Genomic DNA, 19,121 nt, shown 5'->3' with positions numbered 1-19,121 from the left:
GCTTCAGGAAGCCCGGGGTTCCTGAAGTTTTAAGCGTTAGAGGTAGCGGTATTCGTGCAGAACAACCCAGTTTCCACCCAGTCTTGCCAGGTTGCCAATCTTCAGTTGTTATCGGAAGGTATTTACCGTGTCATCCTCAAGCCTCATGAGGGCTATTTCCCGGACTACCGGGCAGGGCAGTACCTGGAGATTCTCCTGGCAGGTGGTGAAGCCTGCGCGTTCTCCATAGCCAGTCCCCGGTTCCCGGTCAAAAGGAGCTGGAATTACATATTCAAAAGTTATCTTCCAGCGCTAATTCCATTGAACTATTCAATGAGCTTGAGCAGGGGAGCATTTCAATCCGAATGCCAAAAGGTCAGTGCTTTCTTGCAAGTGTTCCGGCTAAACCACTGGTGTTTATCGCTGCGGGTACCGGATTTGCCCAGATGAAAAGCATGATTGAGTTCTCATTGAACCAGCCAGGGCATCAAGATATCTACCTGTACTGGGGGGCTCGTTCACCGGAAGGGTTTTATATGCCTAATCTTCCTATTCACTGGGCTTCTTCTCAATTTCACTACCACCCGGTGGTCAGTGATGCGCTTGGAGAAGCGGGCTGGCAAGGGCGTCATGGGCTTTTGTTTGAGGCGGTCATAGACGACAAAAACCTGCTCCTTGGCAGTGAAGTCTTTATCAGCGGATCTCCACAGATGGTTTATGCAACATTTGATGCACTGGTAGCAGAAAATTTCCAGGCGAAAAATATTCACTCTGATGTCTTTGCATACGCGCCGAGATCTTGATAAGGCTTAATTACATCGACAGTAGAAAATTCATATAGTTTAATAAAAACGACAGTATTTTTTATTTGAAAACTGTCGTTTTTTATTAAGCCGTGGAAAAAGCCCGTCCCTTGTCTATATTCAAATCGAGTATAATCAATGCAAGGTACGGTATTCAGTATGCAACCATCACCCTCAAAAACAGATCAGGCAGGATTAAAAAATAGTCGGGTCCGGCAGAAAAACATTCAAATTATTCTTCAAGCCGCAGAAGATGAGTTTGTCGCCAGTGGATTTAAGGGAGCGTCTATTCGCGATATTGCCCACCGGGCTGGCTTGCCAAAAGCGAATGTGCACTACTATTTCAATAGTAAGATTGAGCTATACGGTGCGGTGCTCAATCACATCATGGAGCTATGGCAGTCTGTTTTCAGTGGCCTCAACCCAGATGATGATCCTGAAACGTCATTAAGACAATTTATCCGGGCCAAAATGAAATATGTGCTGGCTCATTCAAATGCGTCCCGCATATTCAGTAGTGAAATACTGCATGGAGGGCAGCATATTAAAGAGCATTTGCAGCCTTTTAATGACTGGATTCAGGAAAAATCCGAGGTTATTAATGGTTGGATTGCCCAGGGTAAGATGAGACCGGTTGATCCTGTTCATCTGTTATTTACCATTTGGGCAACGACTCAATACTACGTCGACTATGGTCCCCAGGTTGCTTCTGTTCTGGGTAAAGAGGACCTGGATGCCGAGGACGTGGAAGCCTATACCGAAAGTGTCTGCCAGATGATATTGGGTGGCTGTGGAATCAATAACTAAAACAAACTTTTATAATGCTCTTTCAGTCATCACATTTGTCCATGGGGGAAGTCCATCGGAATAAGCCTTGAAAGGCTTATCCGAAAAGACGCTTAATCATTCTGCAGGTTACCCTGCAGAAATTACTTCAACCTTATCCACTTTCTGAAAGCCCCTGGGAAGCTTGTTGCCACGTCTTCCCCGCTCACCACGATAATGCCCAAGGTCTGTGGCTTTCAGAGTCACATGGCGTTTGCCTGCGAAGAGTGTCAGCGCATCACCGTCATTGATGATGGCAAGCTGAGTCATCAGCTCACTTCTTTCGGCCGCACGGGCAGAGGCAATATTAATAATTTTATTGCCTTTCCCTCTGCCAAGCTTGGGAAGGTCCTGCAATGGGAATACCAACATTCGCCCTTCATTGGTGATGGCGGCCAGCATCGGGTTGTTGCCGCTTACGGGCATTGGCGTCAGTACGTGGGCATTTTTGGGCAGTGTCAGCAGGGTTTTTCCGGCCTTGTTTTTACTGACCATATCGGAAAATTGCGCAATAAAACCATAACCCGCATCACTGGCCAGCAGATAACAATCACTGGCGTCACCAACACACAAACCTTCAAAGGTTGCGCCGGAGGGAGGATTGACTCGTCCGGTTAATGGTTCACCCTGCCCTCTTGCCGAAGGCAGCGTATGGGTCAGAACGGAGTAGGCTCGCCCGGTAGAATCGAGAAATACTGAAGTCTGATTGCTCCGCCCTTTTGCAGATAAACGATAACCGTCGCCAGATTTGTAATTAAGCGTCAATGGATCAACATCATGACCTTTGGCGCAACGTACCCAGCCTTTATTTGACAGTACGACGGTGACAGATTCAGAAATCATCAGATCTGATTGTGATAATGCCTGGGCTTCAGATCTTACGACGATAGGAGAACGACGATCGTCGCCAAAACTTTCAGAATCCGATTTGAGCTCTTTTTTTATAAGCGTCTTAAGACGTCTTTCTGATCCCAGGGTCAACTCAAGTGAATTGCGCTCCCGCTCCAGGTCGTCCTGCTCTGCACGAATCTTTACTTCTTCAAGTTTGGCCAGATGCCGCAATTTGAGGTCAAGGATGGCTTCGGCCTGAATATCAGAAAGCCCGAAGCGCTCCATAAGAATGGCTTTGGGTTTATCTTCTGTACGGATGATTTCGATAATTTCATCAATATTCAAAAAGGCGATCATCAAACCTTCAAGAATATGAAGTCTGCTGAGCACTTTATCCAGCCGGTGTTGTAAACGGCGACGTACCGTTTCACTGCGCCAGGTAAGCCACTCGCCCAGCATTTTGTCGAGCGCCTTAACCTGGGGGCGTCCATCAACACCGATCATGTTCATATTAACCCGGTAGGTTTTTTCCAGGTCAGTGGTGGCGAACAGGTGGTTCATCAGGCTGTCGGTATCTACCCGGTTGGACTTGGGAACGATCACCAGACGAGTCGGATTTTCATGGTCGGATTCATCCCGCAGGTCAGCCACCATTGGTAGCTTTTTGGCCTGCATCTGCGCTGCGATTTGCTCCAGAACCTTCGCCCCGGATGCCTGGTGTGGCAGGGCCGTCACCACAATATCACCACTTTCCTGCTGGTAGACCGCGCGCATTCGTAAAGAGCCCCTGCCTGACTCATACATTTTGATCAGGTCTGACCGAGGGGTAATCAGCTCAGCTTCCGTTGGAAAATCAGGCCCCTGAATATGTTCACAAAGCTCGGCAACCCCTGCCTTTGGGTTCTCCAGCAGGTGAATACAGGCGTTGGCCACTTCACGCAGATTGTGCGGTGGAATGTCGGTTGCCATACCAACGGCAATACCGGTGGTACCATTCAGCAAAAGGTTGGGTAAGCGCGCTGGCAGTATGGATGGTTCTTCCAGTGTTCCGTCAAAGTTTGGCACCCAGTCCACCGTGCCCTGGCCAAGCTCTCCCAGTAACGAGTCAGCATATTTAGCCAGGCGGGACTCGGTATAACGCATGGCGGCAAAGGATTTGGGGTCATCAGGCGAGCCCCAGTTGCCCTGTCCATCCACCAGTGGGTAGCGATAGGAAAAAGGTTGTGCCATCAACACCATGGCTTCGTAGCAGGCGCTGTCTCCGTGGGGATGAAACTTACCGAGCACATCACCCACGGTACGGGCAGACTTCTTGAACTTGGCGGTATTTTTCAAGCCAAGCTCACTCATTGCATAGATAATGCGTCTCTGGACAGGTTTGAGGCCATCCCCTATGTGGGGCAGGGCACGATCCAGGATGACGTACATGGAGTAATTCAGGTACGCGTTTTCGGTATACGCTCTCAGGGACTGACGTTCAACTCCATCGTCGCCAATAATGATCTGCTCCGCCATGCTTAAACCTGTTTCAGGACTCTGATAATAAATCCGTCATGATAACAAGTATCTTTCTTGTTCTAAAAGTTATGGTGGTATCACAATAAGATTTTTTAACCACACTGGCAGAAATCAAAGCGATTCGATAAAAGCCACCAGGGCCTTTCGCTCACGGACATTCATCTTTAACACATTGCCCCGGGACTGTTTGGCTTCCCCGCCATGCCAGAGGATCGCTTCCATTAAGCTTCTGGCGCGACCATCATGCAGGAAGCCGGTTCTTCGATCCAAAAGCTGGGTATGGCCAATACCCCAGAGCGCCGGTGTGCGCCATTCTCTCCCAGTGGCCAGAAACTCCGGGCGTCCATCTGCAAGTCCCTCCCCCATATCATGCAGAAGAAAATCACTGTAAGGCCAGATCAGTTGATTCGCCTGCTCCTCCTCAATAACGGTCATGGCGGTTTCCGACTGAACATCCATGGACGCCGTTCGGAAACTGGGTTGATGACAGCCCGCGCAGCCTGCTTCATTAAATAATTTCTTGCCCTTTAGCACCTCTGGCTTTTTGGCATTGGTGCGAACAGGCACTCCCACATTACGGCTGTAAAATACCACTTTATCCAGAACAAAGTCAGACACATCCGGTGCCGCACCGCTGGGAGCCTCCAGGCAATCCTTTTGCCACTCAGTACAGGATTCATCTGGAAACAGGCTGGTGGTCAGCCCCATATCTCCGTTGAATGCTGCAGCCGACTGCTGTCGCAGAGTTGGCACCCCGGCTTTCCAACCGAACCGGCCAATGGAGGTTCTCTGCTTCTGGATATCCCAGACCCGGTTGGCTCTGCCTGAAATACCGTCACCATTCTGATCTTCAGGGTCTTCATTCGCCAGCAGGCTGTTCTCGGAAATGGCTTCCAGCAGGCCGATGCCGATCATTGATGGCGTAATCCGCATGGATATCATGGTGTGTTCAGCCAGGGGCCCATAGCCAAGGTTTTCCATGGTGAATATGGGTTTTCGAAGCTCAACCTGATGACCATCGGCAAAGGCTACCTTGAAATATTCAAAGGTAACCCTGACCCTCCCTTCAGGCTTGACACCCTCAAGGGCATTAACCTGCAACTGTCCACCGTAGGTAGGCTCAGGAATCACGCCTGTTTTTTTCAAGCGTTTCTTCTGCTCATCAGTGATTGCCGGAATGCTGAGCCGAACCAGAACCGAGGCATCGGTCACCTCCCCATCTTCTGGTGCATGGCCTCTTCGATCATGAATATGGCAACCGCTGCAGCTGGGAGTATGAAACAGAGGCCCTAACCCATCGGAAGCCAGATCATCCCCGGATTCCGGTTGCCAGTCCTGGCGGAACAGCGCATTGCCTTTATGAAAGTTTAAACGGTTAAATACCGGCATATTGGCGGAAGGCTTGGCAATGGTATTAAACCCGGAAACCCAAACAGAAGCAGTGCCACCGGGCATATCTTCCCCCGGCTGGAACTGTTCATAAGCTGGCCGCTTCTTATAGTTTTCGGAAAAATCACAGCCAGCCAGCAAAAACAGCAGACTTAAGACGATGAAAAAGGGGTTATTAGTCATGATCATCCTTGAAATCAATCCTTCATAACAGTTGCTGCCCGGGAAGCCTGAAGCACGATGAGCGTGCTTTAAATTGAGACTTTCTTAATGTGTTATTTTTGTTTATTTGCAATGCTGTTAATCGGCAAAAGTCCGACAATAATCAATTGCCCGGGCTAACGGTGATATGCAAATGAGCCGTCAGCACAGAGTGTCAGAAATCATGGCGCTGAACACACCGCAGGCCATAACAACAAGACCAATATTGGATTTATCGTTTTTTTCCGGTGGCCAGCCTGGGCTGTTTGCCAGAAAGCCCCATGGCGTACTTCATCACCTGGTTGATCGCAGGTGACAGCTTGCCAGCCAGAGTCAGACCGAGATTTCGCAGAAGCTGCAGCGGCTTACTCTGATTACTGAAGGTATGGTAAAAAGCATCCATGGTGTTCATCATCAAGGCATTATCGCTTCGCCTGGCCTGTTCATACCGGGCAAGAACCTCCGTGCTGCGGGGGTTTTCACCGGCCCTCAAGGCATCCACCAGAATTTCAATCAGCCAGGCGGCATCCTGCAAACCGAGGTTTACCCCCTGTCCTGCCAGAGGGTTTATCGTGTGGGCTGCATCGCCGGCGAGAACGACCCCCTGGCGGAAATACTCAGTAACATGGCGGCGGGCAATAGGAAAAGCACCACGCTCATGGAGCTGAATAACATCCGGCAGTTCAGCAGGAAATGTGGTTACCAGCGCTTCAATGAAGTCCTCTTCGGACAGTGCCAGCAGTTCCCGAACTTTCTCCGGATGGTTATACCAGACAATCGATCCATAACTTCTGCCGTTAATATCCGGCAGTGGCAAAAAGGCCTCCGGGCCTGTCGGGGTAAAGGCCTGCCAGGTCATGTCCTGGCAACCGCCGGCAATTTCGACCGTTGCCACCAGGCATTGCTGCTCATAGTCCCGTTGCTTCATGGCCAGCCCGGCAGCCTGGCGAACCCGTGAGTTAGCACCGTCTGCCCCCACTAAAAGATCACCGGAAAAGCGACGACCATCGGACAACTCAATCACCGGGGGCGTCGAAGAGGTATGAATGGTTTGAATACTGACCGGGCTGAAAAAGAGACGGATGGGTAAGATTTGATGGCTTCTAACAGACCTGACTGAGTCACCCGGTTTTCCACAATAAAACCCAGCTGCGAGTGATGAATCTGCCTGGCGTCAAACATCACCCGGTTGGCTCTTGAATCTATCTCTTTGCCAAAGGGGGAATGCAGTTTTTCCCAAACCGCCATACGACGATATGGCGTCATACGCATGGACTGCATATGTGGCCATGCGCCCAGTTGGCGAAGAATTTCCTCCGATGCAGTGCTGAGTGCAGATACTCGCAGTTCAGGTAGTGCGTCCGCCGGTAATGGCGATGGCGCACAGTGGTCGAATAAGGCAACTCTTATTCCCTGCTGGCCGAGGCCACAGGCAATCGTGGCACCCACCATACCTCCACCGACAATAAGTACATCGTAGTGTTGCCGGTCATCACTTTGTGCGTCTGTTCTTTTCATAAGCAAGCATTGTATGTAAGCGTCAAAAATCCGTGCAGCAGCGCACACCATCAATCTTCCCGATCAGGATCTTTTCACCGGGAATGGAATTAGTCAAATGAAGTGTCCGGGGGCACCCTTCGGGGGAAGATGCTATTGGCTGAGCAGGGATTATTGAGAAAGAGTGTTAACTGCAGTCTGGTGATGGCCTTCACTCATCGGTCTGGCCATCATTAAACTCTTTGGTATTTCTCTCAGTGATTTTTTTCTTTTTGCGCCGGTTTTTTTTACGGGCTTTACGCATTTCCAGAGATTTATCCCGACCCTTTCTTGAGCCTGAGCGATCAATGTAAGACTTGTGGTCTGTAGAGGAAGTATTGGCACTGCTGTCATTGTGACCCGTACTGTCGCCATTGCCCTGGCCGTAGTCAAGATGGGGAGAGGATGATGAATCAATTCTGTAACCGGAACTCACAATCTGGCCTCCTTGCTCAATGAGTTCCTATAAGTTTATACAACGAAATAGCGTAATTCTGTTCCTGTGTGACTAATGATTGAATCTGCCATGGCCCTATGAGAGATAGAGGCCTGGTTTTCAACCATAACCGCGTCAATAATCTTACCCGGTGCCTTGGTCAGGCTGGATAGGCGGAGATTAACCAGGGCGGCCTCTACGGCGGTCATTCCCGGATTGAAGGCTACGTTTTCAGCATATCTACCAGAAATTATATCTCCATTATCTATAAGAAGAGCAACGCCTGAGTGACAGCCAGAATAAGGCGCATAACTCCGGCGGGCCGCTTCTGTTGCTGCATTGACCAGCTTATCAGCAGGGTCCGGGCTCTCGAAGGAGAGCAGCGATGGGCTCATCAGTCGAGTGCCTTGTTTCAGGTCGCCGGGGCCAAAGGCGTCTGGCAGCAGGGTTGAGATCCTATAGTGGCGCTGCTGGTCACTATTGAGCTGACTGACCAGAATATCCACCTGGTCGATCCCATTCAGTTCGTTCATAAACTGTCGACAGTGCCCACAGGGGGCTTCATTGACCATCAGGCGGCGCAGTCGGGTTTCTCCCTGGTGCCAGGCATTGCAGATCGCTGCCTGTTCGGCGTGAATGGCCATTTTCAGAGGCTGCCCGGCTATTTCAAGGTTTGCACCCAGATAGACCGGCCCTTGTCCTTCCGGTCGAAAGCCTTCAACAATCGCCCCAACGAAAAAATTTGAGATCGGGCAGGTGCTCATGGCGGCAGCGAGAGGCAGCAGTGCTTTGAGAAGATGCTCCGATGGCATCTCCATTAAGCCCTGAAGCTCATTCACCTGTTCTGGCTCAAGGCGGCCCTGCTGGTGAATCAACTGTTGCAGGATATCCGCAGCATTAGCCGGGAACTGAGCCAGTTGATCCTGAAAAGCTCTGTGATTCATAGCGTTACTCCGGTGACAGGATTCAAGGCTGCTTATGTACTACGGAAAAGAGAGAATTTCCATTGCTCTTTTTCAATGGTTTGCAGGGCTCGAAGAGATATGGATTTACCAGTAACAGAAACGGAATCACACTTTAGCTAAAGTTAATCGAGGATTGATTAAAAAGGATTTAATGATGACCTTCCACACCAATGGACTATACAAACCCGGGAATGCCCCAACAAAAATCCCTGAACATGAAGGTGAATTTCCGGAAAAATCCGGAAAAATCGGCAAAGAGGGCAGTTGGAATGGGAGAGCAATAAGTGCGACCCCCAGTCAACAGCAGGTTCCGAGAGTCGGTCCAGAGGTGCACAGTGATAAAAGCAACTGGACAATTACCAAAGCCATCTCAGGGATCGCCAGCAGCATCAATAACAGGATGTGCGGTCAGTCCGCCAGGGCGGCAGAGGTCTCCAAGGTATTGAAGGAAAATAATGTCCGGATGTTTACCAAACATCTCAAGGCGATGAGGAATGAAGTAGTAGCACATAACAAAAGGTGTGTGGAAAATAATCGGCAATCAGAATTAAAGTTGTTGCAGGAACCTATACAGCAACTGTCAGTCAACAATAAGCCCCTGCTTTATGCCCTGGCAGAATCCGGCAGTCCTGAGATGATTGCCGCACTGTGCACCGCCGATAAAATCGCTCCCAGAAGTTTCTATACGGTCCCGGTATTTCAGGATGCTGCTATGAGCGACTATGTCGAAGACAGTCTCCACAAGGGCGAGTTAAATGAGGCCAGTTGGTGGTGTCATTCAGGTACACCCGTTCATTATGCGTTAAGCTCCGGCAACTATGAGGCGGCAAAAGCCTTTTTGCAACACGGCGGTAGTCTTATTGGTTGCGAAGAAATCCTCAGCAAGATACCCCAGGATGTCAGGGATCAATTAGGGGAGGCTCTTTTGGCTCAACAGAGCGAGCTTGAGCCAAAACTCTTGAATATGAGACCGGTTATAAACCGTCTGGAGGATGAGCAAAAAGCGGAAAAAATGGGTGATGGTATCGAGAATCCTGACCCGGTCTTCAGTAAGGATAGACTTGATATCACCACACTCGGAGCAATGGCAGTACAAATTGATAAAGATCTTCAACTGCTTCAGTCTCTGGCTGAATGACCGACGTTAGTTATCGCGTCTTAAGCCTCTTTGGGGTCTTCCCCTGCCCCCATCCTTCTTGCTTTTCTCCCTCCCACACCCGCAGAGTTGTCCAGATGCAGGCGGGTTGCAGGGCGGCATGTGACCAAAGATAATGCACTACCTTCAGATTACCGTCTCACAGACTTACTATTAATGGGGAACAACGCTTATTGCGTCATCAATGGCGGTTGGAGAAACTTCATCACTCTGTTGATGGTCAAAAGCTGAATAAACCATTTTTGTGGAAACATCTTGTGAAAACAGCCGTGAATACAAAGGTAAAGCCGATCGTTATTTTTGATTCCGGTGTCGGCGGCCTCAGTATCTATCAGGAAATAAAGCAGGCTTTACCTTATGCTCCGGTGGTTTACTGTTCCGATACTCAGGGGTTTCCCTACGGCCCAAAGCCCGAGCAGGAAGTGATTGAGCGTACCAGCCTCTGCCTGAATGCGTTAGCCGAACAGTTTGACCCCTCGCTCGCCGTCATTGCTTGCAATACCGCCAGTACCATCTCACTGCCCAGGGTACGCGAAGAGCTGGATTTCCCCGTTGTTGGCGTAGTGCCAGCCATCAAGACGGCCAGTGAGTACTCAAAAAAACGCTGCATCGGGCTTCTGGCGACACCGGGCACGATTGCCCGCAGCTATACCGACCAGCTGATTGATGATTTTGCCGGGGACTGTCAGGTGATTCGAGTGGGTTCCAGCGAATTGGTACAGATGGCTGAACGGCACCTTCGGGGTGAGCTGGTTTCAGAGCACGATCTGCACCGGATTCTGGGCCCTTTTTTTGCCGAAGAACAGGTACCGGATGTGGTAGTTCTTGGCTGTACCCACTTCCCTTTGCTGAGAACAGCGTTGCAGCAGGTATCTGCCGACATTCACTGGATCGACTCAGGCTCTGCTATTGCCCGCAGGGTTGTCAGCCTGTTGGACCCGGCCGGGTTTGATGCAGAGTCAGCACCGCTCGATCTCTTTATGCACACAGGGCTGGATGATCAGGTAAGTGCCCTGGTTCCAGCGTTGGAGAAAATGGGATTTGTTGCCCTGAGACATTTATCCGTCGGGTCAGAGGTGATGACGCCACCATCACAGGGTGACGGTGGCGTCCATTGCGGCAAGAACGTTGTCAATTACTCAAAAGATCGGGCTTCATAAAAAGCGACTTCTGAAATACTGTGGTAAGCCTTGGACTGCTCGCGGAACTCGCTGAACGATTGATAAACCCGTCCAGCCACATCGCTGGTGTCCGCAACTTCCTCGGTAATCTCATCAGCCACCTTTTTCAGTTCAGCAAGTACGTCATCCGGCAAACGTTTTACGGTTACCCCGTGCTCATTCACCAGCTGTTGCAACGCCGCATTATTCCGTGCGGTGTACTCATCAATCATGTCCTGGTTTGCCGCGCGGGCTGCCGTTTTGACAATGGCCTGCAGGTCTTCTGGCAGTTTATTCCAGGCATCCAGATTGATGGTGAATTCCATCATGCTGCCTGGCTCATGCCAGCCCGGATAGTAGTAGTAAGAAGCGGCCTTATAGAAACCAAAAGCCAGGTCATTGTATGGGCCGACCCACTCAGTCGCATCAATAGCGCCGGTCTGAAGCGCTGTAAATAGCTCGCCACCGGGGATATTCACAGGAACCCCGCCAAGGCGCTGCAGTACTTCACCGCCCATACCCGGGATGCGCATTTTCAGACCTTTCAGGTCATCCAGGCTGTTGATCTCCTTGTTGAACCAGCCCGCCATCTGAACCCCGGTGTTGCCACCGGCCATCGGTTTCACATTGAATGGTTTATACACTTCGTCCCAGAGTGCCTGCCCGCCACCATAGTGAATCCAGCTGCTGATTTCCTGGGCGTTCAAGCCAAAGGGAACGGCAGTAAAAACTGGGTGGCCGGGTCTTTACCCTTCCAGTAATAAGCGCCACTGTGACCCATATCCGCCGTGCCGCTGGATACGGCATCAAAGACTTCCAGAGGTGGTACCAGTTCACCGCCGCCATACACTTTGACGGTCAGTCGGCCATTACTCATTTTATTAACGGACTCGGCAAAGCGCTCAGGCGCGATACCCAGACCCGGGAAATTTTTGGGCCAGGACGTCACCAGCTTCCACTCGATGGCTTTTTGAGCTTCTGGTGCTAATGATCCGGTATTGGTGGTTTGCTGCGGTTGTTCACCCTGGCCACAGCCTGCCAGTGCTGCAACTGCGGCAGCGACGCCGAAAGAGGACAATAAATTACGACGTTTCATGTAAGGACCCTGTTTTCGTAATCTTATTTATGGGGAACACGACAGAAGCATAGTAATTGGATAGGTGGAAGCTGACAAGCTGCCATTAATAACGAGGCTTCGACGCAGGAGCCTCAGGGCCTGTTGAGGTTTTGTTGCGAACAGGAAAAAAATGGCAGTTACTCAGGATAAGGAACTTCCTCTGCGGCTTATTGTCTCATGGCAGTTAATAGTCATGAATACAGGTGCAAACATGGATAGTGTCAGGGTTAATACTGGCGATCAGTTGTTTAAATGTAGTATCTGTCAGGAGCAAGATGGCGGCACCACAAACGAATTTGCTGGCCGGTTGCAAGTCAAGGCATCGTGTCAGTACGGATGCCAGCTTCACCTTGGTTGTATTCCCCTACTGACTGATCAGCAGCAACTTAAACTGGGCCAACGCCGCTGTTCCGAATGTCAGAAGCTTCCCGTGCTGCCATTGCTTTGCGAATCCAAATCGCTAGAGGAGTACGCCTGCCGCTCCGGAAATTGGCGAGCACTGGCACTGATTCTGAAGATTAAAGCCGATCATGGTGCCAGCATACCTTTGGATAAACGTCTGTTGTTAATTACTTTGCAGGAAAGGAATAGCAAATGCCTGGAGCTTTTGTGCATGGCGGGCGCGAATGTCAACGCTACCTTAAGCGATGGATCCACCCTTTTACACATGGTCGCCTTTTGTGGTGACACCGATTCCCTCAAGGTGATGCTCAAGACCCCGGGAGTGAATGTCAGTGCCCTCGAAGACGATGGTTTCACTCCTTTACACTGGGCTGCCACAAATGGTAACCCCTGTCACACTGATTGCCTGAAATTGCTGATTGCTCACCCCGGGGTGGATATCAATGCCAAGGATGTCTATGGTCTCACTCCTTTACACTGGGCCGCCGCAAAGGGTAACACCGATAGCCTGAAGTTGCTGCTCGACACCCCGGGGATAGATATCCACGTTACCTGTACATTTGGCCTCACTCCTCTGCACCACGCAGCCAATTGGGAAAGGGTCGATTGCGTGGAAGCGCTGCTCTTCAAGGGAGCGAATGTCAATGCCGTCGCTACTGAACGCCCTGGCATCACACCACTGGACCTCGCCAAACACAGGAGCAACCCTGCGTGCGCAGAACGCCTGATTGCCAAAGGGGCAAAAACGTCGCAGGAGCTGAAAGCACAGCAGCAGGCATAGGCAGGAAATATGCACGCTTCTAAAGGTGCCGCCAGGCTTTGATTCTTCGTCAAGCCCCAGTACTCAGCCCGGACGGTGTTAACAGAGGAACGCTGGAAACGGGTTTCCAGCCATGCCCTTAGATTGGAGACAGGTTGGCGTAAGCCATCATCAACCATTTAGCACCTTCAGAATCAAAATTGACCTGCACCCGGGCCTGGTTGCCATCACCTTCGTAATTAATCACGATTCCCTCACCAAACACGTTGTGATGGACGCGTTGGCCCAGTGACAGACCATGGTCAGGGGATGCCGGTGCCATGCGAGTCGCTACCGGTCGGGTAATGGTGCCACCAAGGCGCACTTCCTGGAGCAGTTCACCGGGGATCTCCCGAATAAAACGGGAAGGGCGGTTCATGGTTTCACTGCCGTACAGACGTCGGCTTTCGGCATAGGTCAGATACAGGGTTTTCATGGCTCGGGTAATACCCACATAACAAAGCCGACGCTCTTCCTCAAGGTTGCCTTCATCCAACGACATTTTATGGGGGAATAACCCCTCCTCCATACCGGCCAGAAAGACCAGCGGAAACTCCAGCCCCTTGGCAGAGTGAAGCGTCATCATCTGCACGCTGTCCTGGAACTGATCGGCCTGACTGGTGCCCGCTTCCAGTGCGGCATTGGCCAGGAAGGCATCCAGGGGCGTCATGGTTTCGGTTTCTTCCCCCTGCTCGTCATCAAGGAACAGTTCGTCCATATCAAACTGACGACAGGCATTCACCAGTTCCTCCAGGTTTTCCACCCGGGCCTGACCTTTCTCGCCTTTCTCTTTGCTGTGGTGGTCAATCAGGCCGCTCATGGTGACCACATGGTCGGATAGCTCACCCAGATCCAGTGTTTCACCGGCATGGCTCAGGGACTCGATCAGTTCCACAAAAGTGGCCATGGATTTACCCGCCTTACCGCCCACCGCTGAGGCTGCCACCAGGTTCTTTAATGCCTGCCAGAGAGAAATACCCTGACTACGGGCCGCCTCTCTGAGCTTTTCTACAGTTTTCTCACCGATACCCCGGGTGGGAATATTGATCACCCGCTCCAGAGAGGTGTCGTCATCCGGCGAGCGGACAAGCCGGAGATAGGCCAGAGCGTTTTTGATCTCTGCCCGTTCAAAGAAGCGCTGCCCACCGTAGATTCGATAGGGGATCGCAGCCCGGAGCATCGCCTCTTCAAGAATACGGGACTGCGCATTGGACCGGTAAAGGATGGCAATATCGCTGCGGGCCGTGCCTTTGGTGATGGCATCTTTAATCCGGTCAGTAATAAATCGGGCTTCGTCCATCTCGTTAAAGCCAGCGTACAGGTGCACTGGCTCGCCTTTATCACCATCGGTACGCAGCTCTTTTCCCAGACGATCCGGGTTATTGGCAATAACGGCATTGGCGGCCTGCAGGATATTGCCGGTAGAGCGGTAATTCTGTTCCAGCTTGATGGTCTGGGCATTGGGGAAGTCATGGGTGAACTGACGTATATTCTCAATTCTGGCACCGCGCCAGCCATAAATGGACTGGTCATCATCACCCACCACCATCAGCTTGTCCTGGTCTCCCGCCAGCAATCGCAGCCAGGCATACTGCACGGCGTTGGTATCCTGAAACTCATCCACCAGAATGTATCGGAAACGTTCACGGTAATGCTGGAGAATATCGGCCCGCTTCAGCAGCAGCTCGTGTGCCCGCAGCAGCAGCTCCCCGAAGTCCACCACTCCCACCTGTTCGCAGTATTCATGGTAGCGTCGATAAACATCAACCATGGTGCGTTCGAATGGGTCGTAACCGGGATCGATGTAATCGGGACGAAGTCCTTCATCTTTTTTGCTGTTGATAAACCACTGGGCCTGACGTGGCGGCCACTTCTGTTCATCCAGCTGCATGGCTTTCATGATCCGCTTGAGCACGCGCAGCTGATCGTCGCTGTCCAGAATCTGAAAGTTTTCGGGCAGCCCTGTTTCCTTCCAGTGTGCCCTGAGCAGACGGTGGGAAAGACCATGAAACGTACCCACCCACATTCCCCTGGGGGCGATGCCCAGCAGTTCCTCAATACGTGAGCGCATCTCTGCCGCGGCCTTGTTGGTGAAGGTTACCGCCATCACCGAATAAGGGGACATGGCTTCAGCCTGCACCAGCCAGGCGATCCGGTGGACAAGCACGCGGGTTTTACCACTACCGGCACCGGCCAGAACCAGCATAGAGCTGACGGGAGCTGCAACAGCACTGCGCTGTGCATCATTCAGTGAATCAAGTATTGAGGTTACGTCCATAAGAATCTTTCAGTCAGAAGTCGATGCCCCCTGGTGATGGGGAGAGTATTTTCCAGAACAGTGAGAGTTTAGCGAAACTGCGCCATGAGGTCTTGTAATGGTTGATTTGTGCGATTTATCGCACATTTTTATACGACATGAGTAGTTGTCGTACGAGCAGTAATTTAATATTTTGGTAATCGTAATCAGGCATCATTTAATAACAAATACAAGAAGAGGATGCTGTTATGGGAAAAGGTAAAAAAGCCGAGAAAGAGTTCATTCTGGATGAGCACCTGATCCGTCCTGAACTTGAGCAGAAAGGTTCCAAGCGTTCCCTGCAAATCCGCAGAGCACTTGAGGATCGGGAAGAAGACAAACGGCTCAGCGCCATCTTTGGGGAAGATTACTGGGAAGGCATCTAATACCAACTCCACCTTCTAAATATGAACTGCGCAGCCATCTTGAACCGCTGGATCTTCGTTGGAATTCCTCGCAATAGCTTTGCTATTACTCGTCATTCCGCCTTGCCCAGCGGTCCAAAATGACTTGTTCATTATCATATTTAGAAGGCGGAGTTGGTATAACCACTTCAAATAACTGCGAGCCTTTGCTTACTCCCGGGTAGAGGTTTGTTTCCCTTTCGTTAATGGTCCAGGAGGCGTCTATTATTTTCCCCGGCCAGCAAGATTCCAAAAAGGGCTCTCAAAAAGATATAAAGCCAGGGTCCCGGGAAGCGAATGCTTGGCATCAAGTTTGATGAAACCCATACTCTCGTCTTCTTCAATAACGAATAGTTGATAGAGAAGAGTGGCCATTTCTGAGCAGATCACATTTTTGGGCGTGAGTTGTGATCTGTTTTGGTACTTCTCCAATCGCCTTCTGGCTGCGTCTCCAAAAGCACACGAGCCAAGCCCTGCGATAGCTGAACGATATCCTTTCCAGTGAGCACTGGAGAATCCAACTCGTTGCTGTGTTGTTCCTTCAAAATCCTGAACACCCGAGTGGCGATGCCCACGAGACCAAAGGTGAGCAATATCGCAGGCCCCTAAAGCAGTGAGAGGGTCACCCTTGAAACGAAAAAACACGGCTTGCCTGTGTTTGTTCAGATTACTTGTGTACACTCCCAGCATCTTGTTCGAGTGAACCAGCAAATTGTTACTGCGACCAACAATCACAGTGTGTTCAAACACGAAGCTGTCATCACCAGAGACCGTTACATAGAATCCGATATCACCACTTCTGGTAGCCAGAGTGGGGCCATTACAAAGCGGAGTCAGGCTTGAATACTTACATGGAAGTTTTGTCCAGTATGGCACGAATATTCCCCGATAGTAGTATTGAGATAACCTAAGGGATAATCCTGAAAGGCTGATTGTATGACAACAGAACTCTTTAAGTTTGAAGCTTGCTCATGCCGTTAGCCTTCGGGGCAAAATTGACCGCCTTCAGTGTAGACCATTCATCCTGATACCTATTTAGATTGAAGTGTTATATTATAACGCTTTCCAAAAGAAGCGGTTTTCGTATGCAGTTTGTCCCCATTAAACAGTTGCTGATATCAGTGTTGCTAATGACTGCCAGCTTTTGTGCGCGTGCAGAATCACCAAAAGTGCTGGCCAGCATCAAGCCCTTGCAGCTGATTGCCCAGGCGGTGACGGAGGGGGTGACTGATACTGAGGTATTGTTGCCTCCGGGAAGCTCACCTCACAGCCATAGCCTCAAGCCCTCTGATGCCCGCAAGTTAAGAAATGCGGATGTCATTTTCTGGGTAGGCCCTTCAATGGAGACGTTCCTGCCCAAAATGCTGGCCTCGGCAAAGGGGGTAAAAGCCGTATCCGCGATGGACATGCACGGTATTCGCCTGCGCAGCAGTGAAGAGCATGAGCACCATATTCACGAGCATGGAGAGCATCACGATCATGGTGACTATGACCCTCATATCTGGTTGAGCACCGATAACGCCAGAGTTATTGCCAGAGAGATGGCCCGGGTGTTGATGTCTGTGGACAAGGTTAACCAGTCTCGCTATCAGCGTAATCTTGCTCTGTTTCTGAACAGCATGGACCAGACGGACGTGCGCAACGGTCAAAAAGTAGAACAATCAGGCAGGCAGCCATTTTTCGTTTTTCATAATGCCTATGGCTATTTACAAGAGCAGTATGGATTGGAAGTTGCCGGCTATTTCACCCTGAATCCTGAGCAGCAACCCGGGGCCCGGCACCTGGTAAGCCTGAAGGGGCAGTTGGACAAAGCGGGGTCAGCTTGTATTTTCCGGGAACCACAGTTTCAGCCTGCTTATATTGAGCGGCTGACAGAAGGGCTTTCCGTACGAGTTGGTGTACTTGACCCATTAGCAGAAAATATTCAATCCGGACCTGAAAGCTATGCGAAGTTTATCAACCAGCTTGTGGATAATATCACCAGTTGTATTCAGGGTACGGTGAAGAAGAGTGATAAACTCAGCTGATCAGGCTGATACCCATCAGGTTGCCAAGCAGCAGACTGATGATAATCGACGCTGGCAGTAGCCCTGCCAGCAATGTTACCCACATTTTCAGATTTGCGTACTCCTGGCGAAGATTCCAGCGTTTTGCCACATATCTCTTATCTTCATCCATTTCTGTGGATAAACCACAGCCAGTGCAGCTGACCTGCCACATTTTTACCCGTTGACTGCCTTTGCCGATGATCAGGTCGGCAAATATGGCTTTACCCCGGCAACAGGGGCAGGACTGTAGTTTCATGACTCTTCCCTGAGCGATATCTGCGTCATGGATTGGTTATACCCTGTGTATTCATAGCTTATGCACAGACTTTCACAGCTTATCCACAGGATGGCGGCAATCGTATAGCACTATCCTAAAATAATGGTCTTGCTGCCATCAACAATAACCCGGTCTTCGATGTGATACCTCAATCCCCGCGCCAGTACACTTTTCTCGACATCCTTTCCTAAGCGCACCATATCTTCTGGCAAGTGGTGATGCCCAACCCGGATGACGTCCTGCTCGATGATCGGGCCCGCATCAAGGATTTCCGTCACGTAGTGGCATGTGGCACCCACCAGCTTAACGCCTCGCTCGTAGGCCTGATGGTAGGGCTTGGCACCCACAAAGGAAGGCAGAAAGCTGTGATGGATATTAATGACACGGTCGGCATACTGCTCACACAGTTGCGGTGGCAAAATTTGCATATAGCGTGCAAGTACAACTGTATCAACACGGTACTGCTCCAGCAGTGATGTCATTGCCTCGAAGGCCGATGCCTTATCCCCTTTATCCACAGGTACATGGTGATAGGGAATACCATGCCACTCCACATAGCTGCGCAAATCTTCATGATTGGAGATGACACAGGGTATTTCCATGTTCAGGTCGCCACTTCGCCAGCGGTAAAGCAGGTCAGACAGGCAGTGGGCCTCTTTACTGGCCAGAAGGGCAACACGCTGTGGGATTCCTGAGTCATTGATGCGCCAGTCCAGACTGAGTTTTTCAGCAACAGGGGTGAAATGATGTTTAAATTCATCCAGAGAAAAAGGCAGACTGTCCGCTTTGATTTCGTTGCGCATGTAAAAGCGCCTGGTCACTGGATCAGAGTGATGATTGGCTTCAACAATCCAGCCGCCGTGTCTGGCGATAAAGTCACTGACGGTGGCTACGATGCCTGTAGCGTCCGGGCAGGAAACAAGTAAGCGATAAGTTCTGTTCATGGTGCTTAATAAACGTAAATTGAGCAGCAATTATA

At 50.7% G+C, this 19,121-nt stretch carries 17 protein-coding genes and 1 pseudogene; 7 read left to right on the top strand and 11 right to left on the bottom strand.

Going from position 1 to position 19,121, the window contains the following annotated elements; genetic code table 11:
- Nucleotides 1-344: 344 nt before the first annotated feature.
- Together O3276_RS15215 and O3276_RS15210 are read left to right on the top strand one after the other, a co-directional pair.
- Nucleotides 345-782, top strand: coding sequence for a hypothetical protein (locus O3276_RS15215; RefSeq protein ID WP_269672104.1), 438 nt, complete (start codon nt 345-347; stop codon nt 780-782).
- Nucleotides 783-941: 159 nt separating this feature from the next.
- Nucleotides 942-1,589 (top strand): TetR/AcrR family transcriptional regulator, encoded by a 648-nt coding sequence (locus tag O3276_RS15210; RefSeq protein ID WP_269672103.1) that lies wholly within the window; start codon nt 942-944, stop codon nt 1,587-1,589.
- Nucleotides 1,590-1,697: 108 nt separating this feature from the next.
- On the opposite strand, the gene parC is transcribed toward O3276_RS15210, so the two are convergent.
- From parC to cdd, 6 genes are all read right to left on the bottom strand, one after another.
- Nucleotides 1,698-3,953, bottom strand: a complete 2,256-nt coding sequence (gene parC / locus O3276_RS15205; RefSeq protein ID WP_269672102.1) for a DNA topoisomerase IV subunit A — start codon at nt 3,951-3,953, stop codon at nt 1,698-1,700.
- A 114-nt stretch (nt 3,954-4,067) separates the two neighbouring features.
- Nucleotides 4,068-5,528, bottom strand: a complete 1,461-nt coding sequence (locus tag O3276_RS15200; RefSeq protein ID WP_269672101.1) for a di-heme oxidoreductase family protein — start codon at nt 5,526-5,528, stop codon at nt 4,068-4,070.
- A 250-nt stretch (nt 5,529-5,778) separates the two neighbouring features.
- The gene (locus O3276_RS15195) at nt 5,779-6,561 is read right to left on the bottom strand and encodes an FAD-dependent monooxygenase (RefSeq protein ID WP_269672100.1); all 783 of its coding nucleotides are present in this window, start codon (nt 6,559-6,561) and stop codon (nt 5,779-5,781) included.
- Nucleotides 6,562-6,566: 5 nt separating this feature from the next.
- Entirely contained in the window at nt 6,567-7,064 is a 498-nt protein-coding gene (locus O3276_RS15190; protein ID WP_269672099.1) for an FAD-dependent monooxygenase, read from the bottom strand.
- A 190-nt stretch (nt 7,065-7,254) separates the two neighbouring features.
- On the bottom strand, nt 7,255-7,518 hold the full coding sequence (locus O3276_RS15185; protein WP_269672098.1) for a hypothetical protein: 264 nt from the start codon (nt 7,516-7,518) through the stop codon (nt 7,255-7,257).
- Nucleotides 7,519-7,553: 35 nt separating this feature from the next.
- Nucleotides 7,554-8,462, bottom strand: coding sequence for a cytidine deaminase (gene cdd / locus O3276_RS15180; RefSeq protein WP_269672097.1), 909 nt, complete (start codon nt 8,460-8,462; stop codon nt 7,554-7,556).
- Nucleotides 8,463-8,634: 172 nt separating this feature from the next.
- Between cdd and O3276_RS15175 the strand changes: the two genes are divergently transcribed.
- Nucleotides 8,635-9,621 carry an ankyrin repeat domain-containing protein gene (locus tag O3276_RS15175; protein WP_269672096.1) on the top strand — a complete coding sequence of 329 codons (987 nt, stop codon included), beginning with the start codon at nt 8,635-8,637 and terminating at the stop codon, nt 9,619-9,621.
- Nucleotides 9,622-9,908: 287 nt separating this feature from the next.
- Complete coding sequence (murI, locus tag O3276_RS15170; RefSeq protein WP_269672095.1) at nt 9,909-10,799, top strand: glutamate racemase; 891 nt, start codon at nt 9,909-9,911, stop codon at nt 10,797-10,799.
- On the opposite strand, the pseudogene O3276_RS15165 reads toward murI, so the two are convergent.
- Nucleotides 10,775-11,895 (bottom strand): annotated as a pseudogene (locus O3276_RS15165) (TRAP transporter substrate-binding protein). The gene murI and the pseudogene O3276_RS15165 overlap by 25 nt on opposite strands.
- Before the next feature lie 214 nt (nt 11,896-12,109).
- On the opposite strand from O3276_RS15165, the gene O3276_RS15160 reads away from it, so the two are divergent.
- Complete coding sequence (locus O3276_RS15160) at nt 12,110-13,099, top strand: ankyrin repeat domain-containing protein (protein WP_269672094.1); 990 nt, start codon at nt 12,110-12,112, stop codon at nt 13,097-13,099.
- A gap of 118 nt (nt 13,100-13,217) precedes the next feature.
- On the opposite strand, the gene uvrD is transcribed toward O3276_RS15160, so the two are convergent.
- Nucleotides 13,218-15,395: a DNA helicase II gene (uvrD, locus tag O3276_RS15155; protein ID WP_269672093.1), complete on the bottom strand. Its 2,178-nt coding sequence runs from the start codon at nt 15,393-15,395 to the stop codon at nt 13,218-13,220.
- Nucleotides 15,396-15,622: 227 nt separating this feature from the next.
- Between uvrD and O3276_RS15150 the strand changes: the two genes are divergently transcribed.
- Nucleotides 15,623-15,799 (top strand): hypothetical protein, encoded by a 177-nt coding sequence (locus O3276_RS15150; RefSeq protein WP_163372284.1) that lies wholly within the window; start codon nt 15,623-15,625, stop codon nt 15,797-15,799.
- 243 nt (nt 15,800-16,042) lie between these two features.
- On the opposite strand, the gene O3276_RS15145 is transcribed toward O3276_RS15150, so the two are convergent.
- Nucleotides 16,043-16,693, bottom strand: a complete 651-nt coding sequence (locus O3276_RS15145; RefSeq protein WP_269672092.1) for a hypothetical protein — start codon at nt 16,691-16,693, stop codon at nt 16,043-16,045.
- A 209-nt stretch (nt 16,694-16,902) separates the two neighbouring features.
- On the opposite strand from O3276_RS15145, the gene znuA reads away from it, so the two are divergent.
- Complete coding sequence (znuA, locus tag O3276_RS15140) at nt 16,903-17,844, top strand: zinc ABC transporter substrate-binding protein ZnuA (protein WP_269672091.1); 942 nt, start codon at nt 16,903-16,905, stop codon at nt 17,842-17,844.
- Here the strand turns inward: znuA and O3276_RS15135 are convergent.
- Together O3276_RS15135 and purU are read right to left on the bottom strand one after the other, a co-directional pair.
- Nucleotides 17,837-18,121 carry a Lar family restriction alleviation protein gene (locus O3276_RS15135; protein ID WP_269672090.1) on the bottom strand — a complete coding sequence of 95 codons (285 nt, stop codon included), beginning with the start codon at nt 18,119-18,121 and terminating at the stop codon, nt 17,837-17,839. The genes znuA and O3276_RS15135 overlap by 8 nt on opposite strands.
- A 110-nt stretch (nt 18,122-18,231) precedes the next feature.
- On the bottom strand, nt 18,232-19,086 hold the full coding sequence (gene purU / locus O3276_RS15130; RefSeq protein ID WP_269672089.1) for a formyltetrahydrofolate deformylase: 855 nt from the start codon (nt 19,084-19,086) through the stop codon (nt 18,232-18,234).
- Nucleotides 19,087-19,121: the final 35 nt, after the last annotated feature.

Source organism: Endozoicomonas sp. GU-1 (assembly GCF_027366395.1).
Lineage (GTDB): Bacteria > Pseudomonadota > Gammaproteobacteria > Pseudomonadales > Endozoicomonadaceae > Endozoicomonas.
This window is presented reverse-complemented; position numbering and strand designations above follow the sequence as displayed.

Excerpts from the sequence above, each read along its gene's own strand:
- cdd (WP_269672097.1), bottom strand. The coding sequence starts at position 8,462 with ATGAATCACAGAGCTTTTCAGGATCAACTGGCTCAGTTCCCGGCTAAT.
- O3276_RS15175 (WP_269672096.1), top strand. The coding sequence starts at position 8,635 with ATGATGACCTTCCACACCAATGGACTATACAAACCCGGGAATGCCCCA.
- uvrD (WP_269672093.1), bottom strand. The coding sequence starts at position 15,395 with ATGGACGTAACCTCAATACTTGATTCACTGAATGATGCACAGCGCAGT.
- purU (WP_269672089.1), bottom strand. The coding sequence starts at position 19,086 with ATGAACAGAACTTATCGCTTACTTGTTTCCTGCCCGGACGCTACAGGC.
- O3276_RS15150 (WP_163372284.1), top strand. The coding sequence starts at position 15,623 with ATGGGAAAAGGTAAAAAAGCCGAGAAAGAGTTCATTCTGGATGAGCAC.
- O3276_RS15215 (WP_269672104.1), top strand. The coding sequence starts at position 345 with ATGCCAAAAGGTCAGTGCTTTCTTGCAAGTGTTCCGGCTAAACCACTG.
- O3276_RS15160 (WP_269672094.1), top strand. The coding sequence starts at position 12,110 with ATGAATACAGGTGCAAACATGGATAGTGTCAGGGTTAATACTGGCGAT.
- O3276_RS15135 (WP_269672090.1), bottom strand. The coding sequence starts at position 18,121 with ATGAAACTACAGTCCTGCCCCTGTTGCCGGGGTAAAGCCATATTTGCC.
- O3276_RS15200 (WP_269672101.1), bottom strand. The coding sequence starts at position 5,528 with ATGACTAATAACCCCTTTTTCATCGTCTTAAGTCTGCTGTTTTTGCTG.
- znuA (WP_269672091.1), top strand. The coding sequence starts at position 16,903 with ATGCAGTTTGTCCCCATTAAACAGTTGCTGATATCAGTGTTGCTAATG.
- O3276_RS15190 (WP_269672099.1), bottom strand. The coding sequence starts at position 7,064 with ATGAAAAGAACAGACGCACAAAGTGATGACCGGCAACACTACGATGTA.
- parC (WP_269672102.1), bottom strand. The coding sequence starts at position 3,953 with ATGGCGGAGCAGATCATTATTGGCGACGATGGAGTTGAACGTCAGTCC.
- O3276_RS15210 (WP_269672103.1), top strand. The coding sequence starts at position 942 with ATGCAACCATCACCCTCAAAAACAGATCAGGCAGGATTAAAAAATAGT.